Source organism: Prauserella endophytica (genome assembly GCF_005146945.1).
Taxonomy (GTDB): Bacteria; Actinomycetota; Actinomycetes; order Mycobacteriales; family Pseudonocardiaceae; genus Prauserella_A; species Prauserella_A endophytica.
This window is the reverse complement of sequence record NZ_SWMS01000008.1, coordinates 270,953-288,096: the sequence shown is the minus strand read 5'-3', so window position 1 is coordinate 288,096 and position 17,144 is coordinate 270,953. Positions and strand designations below refer to the sequence as shown.

The following is a 17,144-nucleotide window of genomic DNA, read 5'->3' as shown; positions in this document are numbered from 1 at the left end:
CCTGAGCCGCCGTGCGACCGGCCCCGGCCGCGACAGCCCGCCAGGACCGGTTCCGGCGTGGATTCCCGTCCCACGCCGGACGGTCATGAAGGCGACCTGCACGGACGTGCGCTGTCCGCGCGCGTCCGGGTGCAGGGCCAGTGTCGCGGCACAGCCGGCGAAGCCGATCAGCAGGATCGTCCACGTCGCGGCGATCGCGATGATCGAGGCAGACCGCCACGATGGCGCAACCACGACGGCGGACCGGACGAAGTCAGCTGTACCCGCGACACCGTGAGACGCCGGTCAACCAGCAACGCGAGCCGGTCCCGCATACCGGGTCCGTGGAGACGGCTCGACGTCCGACGCATCTGTCATGCGGTCGTCACCAGGTCCCGGCGTCGGAACCGGGCGATGGCAGCGGCGGCGCCTGCGGCGGCGAGCAGGGTGAGGATGAGCACGGCCGTGATCGAGATGTCGTCGCGTGGGTAGTCGCCGATGTGCCCGAACGGGGAGATCCTGATGACCTCGTCGGGCAGGTTCAGCATCGGTGCGAACATACCGGCGATGAGTCCGTATCCCAGTACCGCCCAGGCCGCCGGCAGCGCGCGCGGCACCGCCGCGTAGAGCAGTGCGGCGATGGCGAGCACGAGCCACACGGCGGGCGTGTGGGCGAGGTGACCGGCGACGAGGTCGGCGACCAGGCCGCTGTCCCCCGTGCTGACGGCGGCGCCGAGCCCCATGCCCAGGCCCGCCACCAGCAGCAGCCACGGCGCGCCGATGGCCGACACGAGCAGGTAGCTGCCGATCCACGCGGATCGGCCGACCGCCGTGGCCAGAACCGGTTCGGCCCGGCCCTCGGTTTCCTCGCCGCGCAGCCCATGGACGGCGAGGATGACGAAGATGGTGACCACCAGCGCCATGAAGAAGCCCATCAGACCGAGATATCCGGCGAGCATGTTCTCTGACCCACCCATGACCGCGAGCAGGTCTTCGGGCGCGTCCTGGAACCCCTCGAGCAGCGGCTGGGTGAACGAGCCGTAGGCGACGCCGCCGACCAGCAGCGCCAGGCTCCAGCCGATGAGTCCGGCGCGTTGCAGGCGGAACGAGAGCGCGAGCGGGCCGCTCAGCCATGCGGCCGCCCTGGGCGAACCGGGCCGCGGTGGGATCAGGCCCGCGCCGAAGTCGCGGCGTGCCGAGAGCGCGTACCCGGCGGCCGTCACGGCTGCGCTGAAGACGAGGCAGAGTGCCAGGGGCCACCAGTCGTCGTGGGTGTAGGGGGCGGTCTGCTGCGACCAGCCGATCGGGGACAGCCAGGACAGCCAGGACGGTCCGCTGCCCTGAACGGCTGCCATGTCGCCGAGGCCGCGCAGGACGAAAGCCGTGCCGAGCAGGGCTCCGGCGAAACCGGCTGCCGCCCGCGGGTATTCCGACAGCTGGGCGGTGACGGCCCCGATGGCGCCGAACGCCACCACGACGGCACCGGCCGAGGCGCCGAACAGCAGCGACCCACCGGCGTCGTACCCGCGGCTGGTCATGACCAGGGCGATGAGCACCGTGGCCAGCACCGCCATCAGTGTTGTCAGGACCAGCGCGGCGGTGAGCTGGGCGTGGCGGCCGACGACGTTCGCCCTGACCAGCTCCGCTCGGCCGGTGTGTTCCTCGGCCCTGGTGTGTCTCACGACGGTGAGCAGGCCCATGAGGCCTGCGCCGACGAGTATGTAGAGCCCGTACTGCCCGACGAGGAACCGCTCGAGGGTGAGCTGGTCGAAACCGAAGCCCGGACCGCCGAACAGCGCGCCGGCCGGGCTGGAGGTGAACGAGGTGAGCCCCTGCAGATCCTCGGGGGTGCCGGCGAGGCTTTCCAGAGCGACGGCGAAGTAGGCCATCAGCAACGGCAAGCCCACCGCCCAGGCGGGGAACCGGATCCGGTCCCGGCGCAGCATGAACCGCACCAGAGTGCCGGTGCCCGCCAGCGTTGCGCTCTCGGTGCCGGCGCGCGAAGGCGGCCGTTCGAGGGTGGTGCTCATCGGGTCACCGCCTTGGCGTCGTCGTGGCCGAGCTGGTCGCCGTAATGGCGCAACAGCAGCTGTTCGAGTGTCGGTGGGTGCGCGGTCAGCCCGTGCACGCCGAGTTCGCCCAGCCGCCGGACGACGGTGGCGAGATGTTCACCGTCCACTTCGAACTGTGTGTATCCGTTGGTGGAACGCAGGTTGTGCACGCCGGGCAGATCCGCCAGTACGGTCGTCGACCGGTCCGTCATGACCTCGACGGAGGTCCTGGTCAGGTGGCGCAGCTGCGCGAGCGACCCGGTCTCCACGATGCGGCCCTGGCGGATAATGGAGATCTGGTCGGCGAGTGCCTCCACCTGGGCCAGGATGTGACTGGAAAGCAAGACGGTGCGGCCGGCGGTCTTGACCTCGCGGATGCAGTCCTGGAACACCGCCTCCATCAAGGGATCCAGGCCAGCGGTCGGCTCATCCAGCACGAGGAGCTCGACGTCGCTGGCCAGCGCTGCGATGAGGGCGACCTTCTGCCTGTTGCCCTTCGAGTAGGTGCGGCCCTTCTTGCTCGGGTCGAGATCGAACCGCTCGCACAGCTCGTCACGGCGCGCCGGAGCGACGCCTCCTCGCAGTCGGGAGAAGAGATCGATGGCCTCGCCGCCGGTGAGATTCGGCCACAGTTCGACGTCACCGGGTACGTAGGCGAGCCTGCGGTGCAGGGCGACCGCATCAGCCCACGGGTCCCGGCCGAGCAACCGGGCGGTACCGGAGTCGGCTCGCAGCAAGCCGAGCAGAATACGGATGGTCGTGGACTTTCCGGCTCCGTTCGGGCCGAGGAACCCGTGCACCTGGCCGGTCTGCACGGTGAGATCGAGCCCGTCCAGGGCGGTGACGTGGCCGAAGGTCTTGACGATCTGGCGAATATCAATGGCAGTGCTCATGGTTTTCCTCGCGTGAGAACCCAGGGCCGTACTGAGCAGCACCGGGTGGTGAGATCAGGGTGAGGTGATGGAGTGAGCCGACCGGAAGTCGCCGGTCAGTCCTGCGCCGGGGGATCCGGCACGTACATCAGGAAGGCGTCTAGCATCGACCGGTCGATCAGCAGGCCCTGGCTGAACAGCTCCACGGCGGCTGGGGTGATTTCGTCGACGTACTGGCGGAACAACCGCCGGAAGGACTCCGGGTCGCCGCTCGAGCCGTGCAACGTGAACCACAACAGCATGCCGCCCGTGGATTGATAGGCAAGGTAACGGGCACGCGCTGCCCGGTCCCGGCTCGGCCGGACCACCCCGGCCGCCTCGCCCTCCGCCAGGTACTGCTCCGCATCGGCCGTCATCTGCTCGATCAACGCGCCGGCCAGTTCTCCGCCCGCCTGCAGGCTACGCAGCAGGTACAGCAGGTACGGAGCGAACCGCTCCACCTCGGCCAGCTGGGCGAACATCATCGAGCCGCTGCCGTCGGTCAGCGCTTTGGTCTTCTCGTGGCGAATGATGGACAGCACATGCTCGTCGCACGCTCGCCGCAAACCTTGCTTCGACCCGAAGTAATGCACGACCAGGCCCGCCGCTACGCCCGCGTCGGCGGCGATGGCCCGCAGGCCCGCGCCGAAGCCGTCGCGACCGAAGCGCTCGATGGCAGCGTCGCGGATGCGGTCGACGGTGGCCAGTTCCCCGTCACGGCGACGGCCTGGTCCACTGTCCGATGACACCCCAGCAGGTTAAACAGGTGTTCAACGCGGGCGCAATGCCCCGAAAGGCGACGAGGCATCAAGAACGCGTAAGAATCGGCGGACCGTCTGGGCACACGGGCCACCTCCCCGACGGTCACGGCTCGCTCGGCAGCCGACCGGGACAGCGCCCCGCGACGCCGCGCGGGCGAGCCTCGAGATCCGGGATCTGCTGGTCGACTGCGACTGCCGCAATCAGCGACCGACTGCCCGCGCGTTCGCTCTCCGTGAGCACGCTGTCCCGGTGATCGGGGACTCCGCCGAGGGCGACGTCCGGCCGGGCGAAGAACCGTTCGACGTGCAGTATTCCCGCCGGCCACGCCGCGCAGGCGCGTTCGACCGCGGCGAGCAGTGGTTCCGGTCCGCAGCAGTAGACCGCGGTGCCGGGCCGAGGGTTGCCGAGCTCGGCGGACAGGTCGAGCAGGCCGGCCTGTCCTGGCGTGCTTCCCGTCCTCTCGATCGCGTGCAGGACTTCGTCATCGGGCTCGGCCCCGTCCCAAACGTCCGGCCCACGACGCCACTTCGACGCCCGGTGTTCACCGGGTGCTCGCACACCGTGGCTACCGTTCGGACGTGGAACTGCGCCATTTGGTCTCGTTTCTCGCGATCGCCGAAGAACTGCACTTCGGCCGCGCCGCGGCGAGTCTGCACCTGGCCCAGCCGTCGCTGAGCCAGCACTTGCGCAGGCTGGAACGCGCCGTCGGCGTCGAACTGGTCGCGCGCAACTCGCACGAGGTGCGGCTGACCCCGGCGGGTGAGGCGTTCCTCGACCTCGCCCGCGACATCGTGGCCAGGGTGGACCAGGCGGGAAAAGCGGCCCGTGCCGCCGCGACGGGAAGTGCGGGCACCCTGCGTATCGGGTACAACTTCCCCGCGGGACAGCGTGTCCTTCCCGGCGCACTCACCGCGCTGGACAGCCGCCGACCCGCCGTCGACGTCGAGATGTTCGAGATGCGCACCGGACCGCAGCTGGCGGCGCTCGCCGATGGCAAGCTCGACGTGGCGATGGTGTACGGCAGGCCGAACTCGACGACCCTGCGCAGCCGCCGCCTGCTGCGCGTCCCGCTGGTCGCCATCGTCGGCGAGAAACACCGCTGGGCGGGCCGTCAGCGCGTACCGTTCGGGGAACTCGCCGACGAGTCCTGCGTGCTGTTCAACCGCGCGCAGTCGGCCGCGATGTACGACACCATCCTCTCCGCCGCCCAGAGCAGCGGCATCCAGCTCACCATCGCCGACGAAGTCGACGACCCCGGCGCCACGGCGATCCTCACGGCCATCAAGCCGATCGTCGGGTTCGCCTCAGCGGCGCGGGGCGCCTTCGGCGGCAGTCCCGGCAGCCCCCGCACCACCTCGGTCGCCCTGTACGACCCCGTCCCGATGCTCGACCTCTACGCCGTGTGGGCGGACGGGCAGAACCCGCTGGTGGACGCCTTCCTCGCCTGCCTGCCCGGCACGCCTACTTGAGACCCGAGCGCACGAAGGCGTTCACGATGTGCCGCTGCAGGACGAGGTAGAGCACGAACACCGGAAGGCACGCCAGGCCGGCCGTGGCCATCAGCGGGCCCCAGTCGTTGCCCTCGGTGCCCATGAAACTGCGCAGCCCGAGCTGCACCACGGCGTTGCTCCGCTGCAGCACCATCGCCGGCCAGAAGTACTCGTTCCACGCGCTGATCGCCAGCAGGATACCCAGCGCGGCCAGCGCGGGCCGCAGCGCCGGCACCACGACCGTCCACAACGTACTCCACGACGAACGGCCGTCCATGCGCGCCGCGTCGAGCAGCTCCTTCGGGAAGCCGTTCAGGTGCTCCCGCAGCAACAGCACGCCGAGCGCCGAACACAGGGTCGGGATGATCACCCCGGCGAGGGTCTCCAGCAAGCCCAGCCGCGACAGCAGCACGTAGTTGGGCAGCATCGTCGCCTGGAACGGCACCAGCCACGTGCCGACGAACATCAGGTACAGCAGCCGTTGCAGTGGGAATCGCCATGCCGCGAAGGCGTAGGCGGCGAGCAACGCCACGAGCAACTGTCCCAGGGCACTCAACACCGCGATGACCCCGGTGTTGAACAGCATGCCCAGTACGTCGTTCTTCGCGAACGCCTCCGTGTAGCTCGCCGTGGACAACGGCCAGGGCAGCACCGACAGCGAGTACACGTCCTGCGGCGCGCGCAGCGACGTCGCGTAGAGCCAGTAGATCGGGAACACGCACGCCAGGCTCAGCACCCCGAGCACGACGTGCCCGCCGAGCCGCCTTCCCCGGGACGACTCCCCCGCCACCTCGTCAGTCGTCATGGTGGCTCAGCCTTTCCGCGAGCCGCGTCAGCAGCGCGGCCACCACAATGAAGCCGAGGAAGAACAGCACACCGGCCGCGGCGGCCAGGCCCGCGTCGTGGCTGCGGAAGCCGTACTCCCAGAGCAGGTAGTAGAGGTTGGTGGTCGACCCGACCGGCCCGCCCTGGGTCAGGGTGTCGATCAGCGGGAACGTCCACTGCGCCGACAGCAGCACAGTCATCAGCACCAGGAACGCCAGTGTCGGCGAGAGCAGCGGCACCGTGATCCAGCGCGTCACCTGGCTTCGCGAGGCTCCGTCGATTTGCGCCGCGGCGGCGTAGTCGGGATTGATCCCCGCCAGCCCCGCCGTCACCACGAGCACGGCGAACCCGACGACGTGCCAGCCAGTGATCACGATGATCGACAGCTGCGCGGTCCCCGCGGTGTTGAGCCAGTTCACGTCGGTGCCGAGCACACGGTTGACGGCGCCGGCGGAGGGGTCCAATAGCCACTGCCAGACCGCGGCACCGGCCACCGGCGCGACGAGCATCGGCGCGAACACCAGGGCCCGGTAAACGCCCTGCGCCCGGCCACGCACCCGCCGCGTGAGCAGCGCGACCGCCACCGGGATCACGAGCGTGAACGGCAGCATCCCGAGGATCACGATCACCGTGCGCCAGACCGAACGGCCGAGCTCCGGCGAGCTGAGCAACCGCTCGTAGTTGCCGAGCCCGACGTCGACCATCGGTGTGCTCGGCACGAGGTTCCACGAGTAGGTCGAGAGCACGAACGTCTGGGCCAGTGGCTGGTAGGTCCACACGATGAGCAGCACCACGGCCGGCAGGAGGTAGAGGTAGGGCGGCGCGATGCGGCGCACCCGCTGCCACGGCGCCGGGGAGGCGGGCACAGTGTCCGTCATGCCCGCCGCGCACGCCTCCCGGCTGCGCACGGGTGCAGGGACCTCCACGAAGGCGCCGCTCACCATGCGCCGACGACCTCACGCACCAGCCGCACCCGCTCGGCGGCCGCGACGTCGTACACGCCCTCGGCCCGCGACAGCGGCACCGCGGTGGCGACGACCTGCTCGCCGAAGACGTCGATGCGGCTGAACGCCGCGTCCGCGCCCGCCCTCAGCCTGCCCTTCGGCGGCACCGCCGCGACGCCGTAGGCCAGTGCGGGCCCGACCCACACCGGCACGCCGCCCAGCGCCCCGCAGCCCGCGTGGTGGGCGTGCCCCGTCACGACGAGCCGGACGTCGCTGCCCGCGACCACCCCGGCCAGCCGTTCCGCGCCACGCAACCGCAGCAGGTGCACGGTCGGCACCGGCGAGGGCAGCGGCGGGTGGTGACACACCAGCACGGTGCCTGACGGCGCGGGGTGGGCGAGCACGTCGGCCAGCCAGTCGAGCTGCTCACCGGACAGATGCCCGTCGTGCTGCCCCGGCTCACTGCTGTCCAGCGACACGACGCGCAGGCCGCCGACCAGGGTCACCGTGTTGTAGTCCGCTGTTGATGGCTCCTCGCCAAGTACTTCGGCGCGGAAGGCGCCGCGCTCGTCGTGGTTGCCCATCGTGTAGATCACCTTTGCGCCGAGCCGCAGGGCGGCGGGCTCCACCGCCTCCCGCAGCCTGCGATAGGCGGAGGGAGCGCCGTTGTCGGCGAGGTCGCCGGTGAGCAGCAGAGCCGCCACCGGCAGATCCGACCGCTCGATCATCTCCAGCGCCGCGACGAGGTTCGCCGCCGTGTCGACCACGTCGTGCATCAGCGCTCCCTCGGGCAGCAGGTGAGTATCGGTCAGCTGCACCAGGGTGAGATCCGGCCCGGTGCCCACGCTCACTTCCCTCCGCCCGGAAGCAGCGCGGACGCCTCCTCCTGCGCGGACCGCAACGAGTCGGCGGGATTCGCGCCCTGGTACACGGCGTTCTCCACTGCCTGCATCATCCCGTCGCGGATCTGCAGGTAGCTCGCGCCGGGCATCGAAACCCACGGCTCCAGGTGCTCCAACTGCTTCAGGTTCGGCTCGAGGTACGGGTTCTCGTCGGCCCACTTCTCGAGGCCGTCGGGGTCGTTCACGAGCCCGGTACGCAGCGGCAGGTAGCCGATCTTGGTCGCGATCGTCGTGTAGGCGCGCTCGCTGGTGAGGAACTCGATCAGCTCCCACGCCGCCCGCTGCTTGGCCTGGTCCTGGGAGAACACGAACAGTGCGGCACCGGAGTTGGTCGGGATGGCCTGCCTGCCCTCGAAGCTCGGCATCGCTGCGGCGCCGAGCTCCCACTTGTCCCCGGCCCCCTTCAGGAACGTGCCCTGGATCGCGCTGGACTCCAGGATCATGCCGAGGTCGCCACGGGCGAACGACTCGACAGCCTGCATCTGCGTGCGGTTGGGCATGACACCGGTTCTCACCATGTCCTGCATGGTGCGCACGACCTCGACCGACGGTGGGTCGGCGAACGTCAGCTTCGAGCGGTCCTCGGAGATCACCCTGCCGCCGGCCGAGCGCACGAGAGCCTGGAAGCACCAGTCCTTGGCGGCCTTGGTCAGGCAGTCCACATAGGCGCCGTCCTTGCCCGTCATGTCCTTGATGGCCTTGGCAGCGTCTCGGACCTCGGCCCAGGTGGCGGGCGGGTGCTCGGGGTCGAGACCGGCCTGGGTGAACAGCTGCTTGTTGTAGTAGAGCATCGGCGTGGAGAACACGAACGGCACGCCGTAGGTCTTGCCCTTCCAGTCGCCGAGCGTGCGCGCCGAATCCGCGTAGGGGTACTCCTCACCGTCGAAGTTGGCCTGCACGGTGTCCTTGCCGACCAGGTCGTCCAGCGGCAGCGCTTTGAGCTGGTTGACGGTGAAGTCGAGGTCGGAGAAGCCTAGCTGCACGACGTCGGGCGGACTGCCCGCGGTGAGCTGGCTCTGCAGGCTGGAGATCGTGTCGGTCGCCGGGTTCGCGCTGTTGCCCTGCGGCTTCTGCGCCGTCACCGAGATGTTCGGGTGCTCCTTCTCGAACGCGGCGATCAGCTCGTTGAACGTATCGGTCCACGCCCCGGCCTGACCGAAGTTGTAGCTCTCGAAGACGATCGACACCTTCTGGTCCGGCTTCAGCTCGGGAACGCGGCTCACCGATGCCTGCGAGCCGGTGCTCTCGGTGCCCAGCCCGCAGGCCGAGGTGGCCAGCAGGAGCGTCGCGGCGCAGGCCGCGAGCAGGGTCCTTTTCATGGGGGATTCCTCTTTCTGTGCGGGGACGATCAGACGGGTTGCGGAACCGACGCGGCCTGCCAGGCGAGCCTGCGGCCGCTGTCGTGGTCGAACAGGTGCAGGTGGCCCGGCCGGGCGGACAGGGTGACGGCCTCGCCGGGGACGACCCCGAGCGGGCGTGGACCGCGCACGGAGACACCCGTGTCGCAATGGGCGACCTCCTCGCTGCCCAGGTTCTCGACAGCCGTGACGATGGCCCGGATTCCCTGGCCTCCGGAGGAGGTGAGAGTCAGGTGCTCGGGCCGGACACCGAGCCGCACTGGCCGGTCCGGGATGTCCGCGTCGATGCCGAGTGACAAGCGAAGCCCTTCAGCCTCGGCGACCAACGCGCCGTCCACGGCGCGCACGGTCGCGTCGACGACGTTCATGGAGGGCGAGCCGAGGAACGTCGCGGCGAACACCGACGCGGGCGCGTCGTAAACCTCGGACGGTGTCCCGAGCTGCTCGAGCCTGCCCTCGTTCAACAGCGCGATGCGCGTGGCCATGGTCATGGCCTCGACCTGGTCGTGGGTGACGTACACCGTCGTGGCCCGCAGCCTCCGGTGCAGCTCCGCGATCTCGGCCCGCGTGCCCGCCCGCAGTTTGGCATCCAAATTGGACAATGGCTCGTCCATGAGGAAGGCACCGGGGTCTCGCACGAGCGCCCTGCCGAGCGCGACCCGTTGCCGCTGGCCGCCGGACAGTTCCCTGGGCTTGCGGTCGAGCAGGTCGGTGAGGCCGAGGGTGGCGGCCACCTCGGCCACCTTCGCCTTGATCTCGGCGCGCGGACGTTTCCTCGTGCGTAACGGGAACCCGATGTTGCGGGCCACGGACAGATGTGGGTAGAGCGCGTAGCTCTGGAACACCATCGCCACGTCGCGCCGCTGCGGCGGCAGGTGCGTGATGTCGGTGTCGTCGAGCCACAGCCTGCCCTCACTGGGCGGGAGGAGACCGGCGATCATGCGGAGCAGGGTCGACTTGCCACAACCACTCGGTCCCAGCAGGACGAGGAACTCGCCGTCTGCGACGTCCAGCCCTATGTCATCAACGGCCGTCACCGCGCCGAAGCGCCGGGTCAGCCCCTGAAGTTGAATCCGGCTCACAACCGCTACCGCACCTTTCCCTCGCATCGGTGCCTTTCCACCGAACGGCGTTCAGTGCAACAGCGGTTCGTATACGGACGGTGAACAGACCCCGCGGCGATCGGGAAACCCAATCGGCCCAGTGCGATCGCCTCTGGCCACCTGCGCGGCGCGACGCCGGTGGCATTTCCGGAGCCTAGGCTGAGTCATGGCCGACGACACGTCATCGACCTGTTCGCCGACGACCCGTACCCCGCGCTGCGCCCGGCTGCGCGCGAGCGCACCCGCCTTCGAGAATCCACTCGGTTCTGGTTGCTCACCCGCTACGAGGACGTGTCGGCACTGCGGAAAGCCTCCCACTCGGCCGACGAGCGCAACCTGACGAACCTGCCGAACTGTGGGGTGCCGCTGTTCCGTGGGTGACGTCTGCGAGATCGCGCAGCCGGACGAGGGGGTCGACCCGGCAGTCGACTTCGGGAGCATTCACCACGCGCCCGACGGGCACGCCGCAATCGCCGAGATCGGGCGCACACTCCCGCCAGGTGCTCTCCTGCTGTTCGAGGAGGTGCCCCGCCGGATGCTGAATGCGTGGGCCATGCGCACGCTGACCACGCACCCGCGTGGGAGTCGGTTCGAAGCCGCCGAGTTCGCCGAGTAACTGACCGGCACGGACTGCACGGCACCGGCCGTAGCGAACGGTGCCTGGGCGGTTTCCCCTTCGTCGGAGCGGCACGCAAAGCGGCGACCTGAACCCAGCCACATCGGGCCGGGCCGCGGGGTGAGTGTTTCGTGGTTCCTGGTGGTCGCCACGCCCAGCACAGCTGACCGCCCACCACGCGTCCAAGTCCCGCTGAGGCATCAGACCACTGTGGACGATCCGCTGCCAGACGGACCGTACTTGGGCCTTCCGACAACGCAGCGAGGCGCCGCACTGGGCCCGCGCAGCCGGCACCGGGATTGTCAGACACGGCCAAGGGCTGAGCCGCCGTGCGACTGGCCCCGCACGCAACAGTCACGCCCGGGCAGGTCGCCTTCAGGACCGGCCGGCGCGGGACGGGATCCACGCCGACCGGTCCTGGCGGCGCTATTCGCGAGCGCCGGGGTGGGTGGCCAGTGTCGCGGCACAGCCGGCGAAGCCGATCAGCAGGATCGTCCACGTCGCGACGATCGCGATGATCGAGCCGGACTGCCACGACGGCACCATCCCGACGGCGGCCACGATGAGGGTCACACCGGTCCACCACGGCGCGGAGCGGCCGCGCAGGATCGCGGCACCGAGCAGGACGAGCCCGAGGAGACCGACCAGGAAGCTCCAGCCGAACAGTGCGGCCGCGCCCGTGCCCGCGGCGTCCAGCAGCGCTGTGGTGGCGTCGACGTCGAGGCCGCCGCGTACCGCGAGGTATGCGAGCTGGTTCTGCTCGGCGGCCAGCGGGAGCGCCAGTGCGAAGGCAAGTATCAGGCCGATCAGGCCGATGCCCCCGGCGCGGGCGCGGGCCACGCGCCCGACGGCGAGGATCGCGGGAACCCAGAGCAGTGTCGCGATCGGCCCCAGCCAGGTGTCGGCAGTGAAGGCGCCGGGGTCGGCGGCGATCGCCTCAACGAGCTCGCGGCCTTCGAGCCAGGCCGTGTCGGTGTGGGCGAGTAATCCGGCGATGGTCAGCGCAGGGGCGAGCACGGCGCACGCGGCCATCGCGTAGCGCGGGAGGGCCGCTGGTGGGCGCGACGGCGCATGGTCGAGGGTTCTGGTGCTCATGAGAGTCGCCTTTCTTCCGTGGTGGCCTGGATGGGTACGGCTACGCCCTTGGCGTAGACGGCGCGGACCCGGCACAGGGCGGAGAGGTCGGCCAGCGGATCACCGTCGACGGCGAGGAGATCGGCGTCGTAACCAGGCGCGAGCCTGCCCTTGCGGTGGGCCAGCCCAAGCACGCCCGCGGCGTGCGAAGTCACTGTCCGCAGTGCCTGGACTGAGGTCGGCCCCAACTCGGCGAGGTCGATGAGGGCCCGAGGGAGCACGTCATGGGGCTTGATGGGCGCGATGCCGGCGTCGGTGCCGATCACGACCGGTGCTCCCGCGTCGATCAGCCTGCGGAGGTTCTCCCGCAGCATCGGCAGGGCGGCCCGCAGCGCGGGCGGCGGCTCCACGCCGGGGTGCGCGACGAAGCCGAGCGTGGCGCCTACGTCGATCCTGCGATCGGCGATCGCGGCCACTAGCTCCCTCGGGGCGGGCACGACACCCGTCGCGGTCTGGAAGCTGACATGCTCGAGGCCGTCGACACCCGCGGCGACGGCGTCGGCGATGGCGCCCGTGCTGTGCGCGTGGGCGGTGACCGGCAGGCTGAACCGGTGGGCCTCGTCCACGATGGCCCGCAGTTCATCGGTGGCGAACTGGGCCTCGTGCGGATGACTGCCCGGGGTGAGATGGCCCCCGCTGGCCATGACTTTGATGACGTCGACACCGCGCTCGGCGTGCGCGCGCACCGCTCGGCGGACACCGTCGACACCCGCCGCCTCCCCACCCAGGAAGTGACAGTGGCCGCCGGGGCTGGTGATCGGCGGCCCTGCGGCGACGATGGTAGGCAGCGGGCCGCCGTGGTCGCCCTCACGCAATGTCAGGGACAAGTAGTCGAGGTCGCCGAGGTCGCGCACCGTGGTGACGCCCGCGGACAGTGCGATCCGCGCGGCACGTGCCATCGCGGCCAGAGCCGCTGCCCGGTCCCGACGGGCGAGGCCGCCCACGACGTCGTGGCCCGCGTCGAAGCACAGGTGCACATGGGTGTCGATCAACCCGGGCACGAGGGTCGCTCCGTCGAGGTGGACGACGTCCGCGTGTTCCATCGCCGGAAAGCAGCCGGCGTGGTCGACGGCCACGATCGTGGTGCCGTCGAGGACCACGACGGGGTCCTCGACGAGAGCTGAACCCACGCCGTCGAAAAGGCGGCTCGGCCGGAGGACGGTGAGCCTGCCGCGTTCGGTGCTGGATCTGGTAACGGTCATGCCGGGGATCGTCAGTCGCCAGGGGCCCCCGGCGCGTCCGGGGAAGTACTCACGACGGGTACTCAGCCCGCCCACCCGGCCGGAACGCCGGGGCCCGGTGAGTACCGGTGCTGAGTAGTTCGCCGGATGGCCGCCTCGGCCGGGCGGGCCACGCTGAGGCGGTGCCGCTGGCCCGCGATGCGAGGAGACCGTGATGACCGCCCGTCGATCCTGGCCCGACGCCTACACCGCCGCCTACCTGTCCTGCCTCTGGGTGGGCTTCTGGCCACCCGCCATGTGGCTCCTGCGTCGGCAACGAGGTCACACAGAGCCGATTCCGGAATACAGTGAGCGGACACGGCGTTCACCCGGCGCCGGCCGTCCCCGAGGGGGCACACCACGCAGCACGACCCCACCACCCTGGTAGGGCGCGAGCACGAGTGCGACCTGCTCCGCGTCCGGCTGGAAGCCGCGCACGCGGGACATGGGCAGGTCGTCCTCGTCGCGGGCGAGCCGGGGATCGGCAAAACTCGCCTCGCCGGGGAGGCGGCGCGGATGGCGGCGAGGCTGGGCATGCCCACGGCGTGGGGCCGGGCTGTCGACGACGAGGGCAGCCCGCCGTTCTGGCCCTTCCGGCTGGTGGTCCGCGCGCTCGCGGCGGATTCCGGTGATCCGTGGCCGGAGCTGACCAGTACGGGCTCTGCTCTGGACCCCGCGTCCGCGGAGGTGCGGGCCCAGCAACGCTTCCGCGTGTTCGAAGCGGTCACGGCGCACCTCACCGCGGCCGCCGAGAACACCGGACTGCTCGTCGTGCTCGACGACCTCCAGTGGGCCGACGCGTCGTCGCTACGCCTGCTGGTGCACCTTGTCCGGGCGGTCGGCACCACCCGGCTGGCACTCGTCGCCACCTACCGCGACACCGAGATCGGGCACCGGGAGGCGGTCAAGCAGGCGCTGGGCGAGCTGGCCAGGGAGTACACGGTCAGCCGCCTGCGGCTGGTCGGCCTGACCGAGGAGCAGGTTGCCGCACAGCTGGCCGCCACCACCGGTGCGCCAGTGTCCGCCGAGGTCGTGGCCGCGGTGAGCCGACGCAGCCAGGGCAACCCGTTCTTCGTCGGCGAGCTCGCGGACGCCCTGGCCCAGGACACGGACGGAGCCGACCCCGCGCGGGCACTGCCCGACGGTGTCCGGGACGCGGTGCGTGTCAGGCTGTCCACGCTCGGAGAGTGCGCGCGCACCGTGGTGGGCACGGCCGCGGTGCTCGGCTCGGCAGTGGACGTGGCCGGCCTCGCGCATGTCACCGGCCGGGACCGGGAGGACGTGCTCGGCGCGCTGGACGACGCGGCCGCCGCCGGCGTACTACGCCCCGACAGGTGGGAGTTCACCCACGACCTGGTCCGCGAGGCGGCACGGTCGGAAATGCCCCGCTCGATCCGGCTCGACGTGCACCGCAAGATGGCCGAGTACCTGCAGCAAAGGCCGGGCGCGGAGTCGCGGCCCGCCGCGCTGGCCCACCACTGGCTGGAGTCGCTTCCGCTCGGCGACGCCGAACAGGCGGCGCTGTGGGCGGCACGCGCGGCGCACGCGGCGATGGAACAATGCGCGTGGGATGAGGCGGCCGGCCTGTTCGGGCGGGCGGCGGAGACCACCTCGGACCCGGAAGACCGGTGCGAGTTGCACATAGCCCGGGCGACGGCACTGCTGCGCGCGTACCGCATGAGCGCCGCCCGCGACACGGTGCTCGAAGCCGCCCGGCTGGCGCGGGAGCTTGTCGACGGCCCGCTGCTGGCGCGGGCGGCACTGGTTCTCGAGGGCACCAACGACCTCACCTGGGTGACCGAGGAGCGCGCACTCTGCGAAGAGGCACTGGCCCTGCTGCCGGAGGAGGATTCGGACCTGCGAGCCCGGCTGCTGGCGCAGCTGTCGGTGGACGTCCTGATGTCGGCGTATCAGAGTCCGCAAGACCGGCGAGCTTCCGGCGAGTTGTCCCAGGCCGCCATGGCCATGGCCGAACGTCTCGGCGACCGGCACGCGCTGCACAGCGCCCTCAACGCCCGCCAACTCGCGCGCGGCGGCCCGGACGGCGTCCGGGAACGACTGGCTCTCGGCGACCGGCTCGTCGCGCGCGGGCTCACCGACCAGGACAGCACCGCGCAACTTTGGGGCAGGCTCTGGCGGATCGACGCCATGATGCAACTCGGGGACCTCGACGGCGCCGAGGCGGAACTCGGGCCGCTGGGTGCAGTAGTGCAGCGGCTGCGACTCCCGCTCGGGACATGGCACGAGTCTCGTTGCCGGGGCGCGATCGCGCTCGCCCGTGGCCGGTTCGACGCGGCACGGTTCCACGGCGAGCAAGCACTGACGCTGGCCAAGCGCGGCGACCACCCCGGCGCGCTGCTGCCCTCGCAGGGGTACCTGGCGATACTGGGCGTCCTGACCGGGTTCACCGACGAGACGGACAGCCATCCCCTCGACGGCTGGGAGCACATCCCGACCCTGCACGGAATGACCGCGGTGGTCCACTGGTACGCGGGACGCGAAGAGGAAGCCCGGCGAGAATATGCCGTGGCCACTCCACTCGACGTGCTTCCCGAATTCCTACTGCTGCCCGCGGTCACCGGGACGATCGAGCTCGCCGAGGCGTTCGGCGACCGGAAGATGCTCGACACAGCGTACCGCTCGCTCGCGCCCTGGGCCGACCTGTTCTGCTGCGGCGGCGCGGGCGTCATCGCCACGGCGGGTTCCGCGCACGGCCCACTCGGCGTCGCGGCAGCGGCGTTGGGCCGCACCGACGAGGCGGTGCGGCATCTGCGACTCGCCATCGAGAGCAACGAACGCGCCGGCTCACCACCGTTCGCGGCCATAGCTCGGTACGACCTCGCCCGCACCCTCGCCCGAAGGCGCCGTCCCGGCGACCGCGACGAAGCGAGCGCGCTCGCCACCCAGGCCGCGGCCACCGCGCGCACACTCGGCATGGCTCCGCTGCTGAACCGTGCCCAGGAGCTGACCCGCGCCCTGACCGGCCACACGCCAGGTCCACTCACCCGCAGGGAACGCGAGATCGCCGCCCTCGTGTCCCAAGGCCTGACGAACCGGCAGATCGCCGCCGCCACACACATCTCCGAGCGCACCGCCGAGAACCACGTGCAACACATCCTCACCAAGCTCGGCTTCACCACCCGCGCCCAGATCGCCGCATGGGCCGCACGACACAGGTGACCGGGGCCGGGCAAGCTGGTCTCGGCTCGAGTGAACGATGGGCGCGTGGTGACCGAAGAACGAATCGATCGATCCCAGGCCGGCACCGATGTCGTTCACGCACATCCCACCGGGTCCGGCTGAGCGATCGGCCCAGCAGTACATGGTTCGGATGCGCGACGGCGTGCGGCTGGCGACCGACGTGTACCTGCCGGACGCCGACGGCCCCGTGCCGGTCGTGCTGACGCGCCTGCCCTATGACAAGAACGGCGAGATCATCCGCGTCGACGTCTTCGCTGAGGCGCTCCTCGAGCGAGGGTACGCACTGGCCGCGCAGGATCGCCGCGGCAAGTTCCCCAGCCGTGGGCGAACGGTCGTGTCGGAACGACCGGACTGTCCTATGTGGGCTACACACAATGGGCTGCGCTGTCCTCGCACCGTTTCCGCACTTTAATCGAGTCCCGACCCGGATCCGCCTGATTCTTCTCGTGTCCGAGGTACCTGGTCATTTCCTCGTTCAGCTCCGTTTCCAGCACGTTCTCAGCTTGCGCGGACTCACTGCGTCCGACGTCATCACTCACAGTGTGCCCATCCCGGCGGACCTCGCTCGGCGTGTCGGGCCAGAGACACCGATCTTGGAACAGTCCCGGAGGAGCCGCGAGGGTGATTCCGCGTGCTGGCTGGGCGCAC

Annotated in this window: 16 protein-coding genes; 5 read left to right on the top strand and 11 right to left on the bottom strand. The window is 70.5% G+C overall.

Annotated elements, in window-relative coordinates:
• Positions 1–353 precede the first annotated feature (353 nt).
• The 4 genes from FCN18_RS17265 to FCN18_RS40180 form a co-directional block, all read right to left on the bottom strand.
• Positions 354–2,009: an ABC transporter permease gene (locus FCN18_RS17265; protein ID WP_137095601.1), complete on the bottom strand. Its 1,656-nt coding sequence runs from the start codon at positions 2,007–2,009 to the stop codon at positions 354–356.
• Positions 2,006–2,923: an ABC transporter ATP-binding protein gene (locus FCN18_RS17260; protein WP_137095600.1), complete on the bottom strand. Its 918-nt coding sequence runs from the start codon at positions 2,921–2,923 to the stop codon at positions 2,006–2,008. Before FCN18_RS17260 ends, FCN18_RS17265 begins: the two co-directional genes overlap by 4 nt.
• A 95-nt stretch (positions 2,924–3,018) precedes the next feature.
• Positions 3,019–3,690, bottom strand: coding sequence for a TetR/AcrR family transcriptional regulator (locus tag FCN18_RS17255; protein ID WP_112273779.1), 672 nt, complete (start codon positions 3,688–3,690; stop codon positions 3,019–3,021).
• Between the two features lie 115 nt (positions 3,691–3,805).
• Positions 3,806–4,261, bottom strand: coding sequence for a ferredoxin reductase domain-containing protein (locus FCN18_RS40180; RefSeq protein WP_407675780.1), 456 nt, complete (start codon positions 4,259–4,261; stop codon positions 3,806–3,808).
• 20 nt (positions 4,262–4,281) lie between these two features.
• Between FCN18_RS40180 and FCN18_RS17245 the strand changes: the two genes are divergently transcribed.
• The gene (locus tag FCN18_RS17245) at positions 4,282–5,172 is read left to right on the top strand and encodes a LysR family transcriptional regulator (RefSeq protein ID WP_137095599.1); all 891 of its coding nucleotides are present in this window, start codon (positions 4,282–4,284) and stop codon (positions 5,170–5,172) included.
• On the opposite strand, the gene FCN18_RS17240 is transcribed toward FCN18_RS17245, so the two are convergent.
• Genes FCN18_RS17240 through FCN18_RS17220 form a run of 5 tightly spaced genes read right to left on the bottom strand, consistent with a single transcriptional unit; the run spans position 5,165 to position 10,304 of the window.
• Complete coding sequence (locus FCN18_RS17240) at positions 5,165–5,998, bottom strand: carbohydrate ABC transporter permease (RefSeq protein ID WP_113642861.1); 834 nt, start codon at positions 5,996–5,998, stop codon at positions 5,165–5,167. The two genes, FCN18_RS17245 and FCN18_RS17240, sit on opposite strands and share 8 nt — an antisense overlap.
• The gene (locus tag FCN18_RS17235) at positions 5,988–6,962 is read right to left on the bottom strand and encodes a carbohydrate ABC transporter permease (RefSeq protein WP_228714009.1); all 975 of its coding nucleotides are present in this window, start codon (positions 6,960–6,962) and stop codon (positions 5,988–5,990) included. Before FCN18_RS17235 ends, FCN18_RS17240 begins: the two co-directional genes overlap by 11 nt.
• A complete protein-coding gene (locus tag FCN18_RS17230) occupies positions 6,956–7,807 on the bottom strand; it encodes a metallophosphoesterase (protein ID WP_206077925.1) in 852 nt (283 codons plus the stop codon). The genes FCN18_RS17235 and FCN18_RS17230 overlap by 7 nt, the downstream gene beginning before the upstream one ends.
• 2 nt (positions 7,808–7,809) lie before the next feature.
• On the bottom strand, positions 7,810–9,183 hold the full coding sequence (locus tag FCN18_RS17225) for an ABC transporter substrate-binding protein (RefSeq protein ID WP_137095597.1): 1,374 nt from the start codon (positions 9,181–9,183) through the stop codon (positions 7,810–7,812).
• 29 nt (positions 9,184–9,212) lie between these two features.
• Positions 9,213–10,304 (bottom strand): ABC transporter ATP-binding protein, encoded by a 1,092-nt coding sequence (locus FCN18_RS17220; RefSeq protein ID WP_137095596.1) that lies wholly within the window; start codon positions 10,302–10,304, stop codon positions 9,213–9,215.
• A gap of 159 nt (positions 10,305–10,463) precedes the next feature.
• Between FCN18_RS17220 and FCN18_RS17215 the strand changes: the two genes are divergently transcribed.
• The gene (locus FCN18_RS17215) at positions 10,464–10,706 is read left to right on the top strand and encodes a hypothetical protein (protein ID WP_137095595.1); all 243 of its coding nucleotides are present in this window, start codon (positions 10,464–10,466) and stop codon (positions 10,704–10,706) included.
• Positions 10,699–10,941, top strand: a complete 243-nt coding sequence (locus FCN18_RS17210) for a class I SAM-dependent methyltransferase (RefSeq protein ID WP_206077924.1) — start codon at positions 10,699–10,701, stop codon at positions 10,939–10,941. Before FCN18_RS17215 ends, FCN18_RS17210 begins: the two co-directional genes overlap by 8 nt.
• A 426-nt stretch (positions 10,942–11,367) precedes the next feature.
• On the opposite strand, the gene FCN18_RS17205 is transcribed toward FCN18_RS17210, so the two are convergent.
• A complete protein-coding gene (locus FCN18_RS17205; RefSeq protein WP_112273792.1) occupies positions 11,368–12,036 on the bottom strand; it encodes a hypothetical protein in 669 nt (222 codons plus the stop codon).
• Positions 12,033–13,277 carry a metal-dependent hydrolase family protein gene (locus FCN18_RS17200; RefSeq protein WP_137095594.1) on the bottom strand — a complete coding sequence of 415 codons (1,245 nt, stop codon included), beginning with the start codon at positions 13,275–13,277 and terminating at the stop codon, positions 12,033–12,035. Before FCN18_RS17200 ends, FCN18_RS17205 begins: the two co-directional genes overlap by 4 nt.
• Positions 13,278–13,676: 399 nt before the next feature.
• Here FCN18_RS17200 and FCN18_RS17195 point away from each other — a divergent pair, with 399 nt between their 5' ends.
• The gene (locus FCN18_RS17195; protein WP_228714016.1) at positions 13,677–16,475 is read left to right on the top strand and encodes an ATP-binding protein; all 2,799 of its coding nucleotides are present in this window, start codon (positions 13,677–13,679) and stop codon (positions 16,473–16,475) included.
• 88 nt (positions 16,476–16,563) lie between these two features.
• Positions 16,564–16,908 (top strand): CocE/NonD family hydrolase, encoded by a 345-nt coding sequence (locus FCN18_RS17190; RefSeq protein WP_456107163.1) that lies wholly within the window; start codon positions 16,564–16,566, stop codon positions 16,906–16,908.
• Positions 16,909–17,144: the final 236 nt, after the last annotated feature.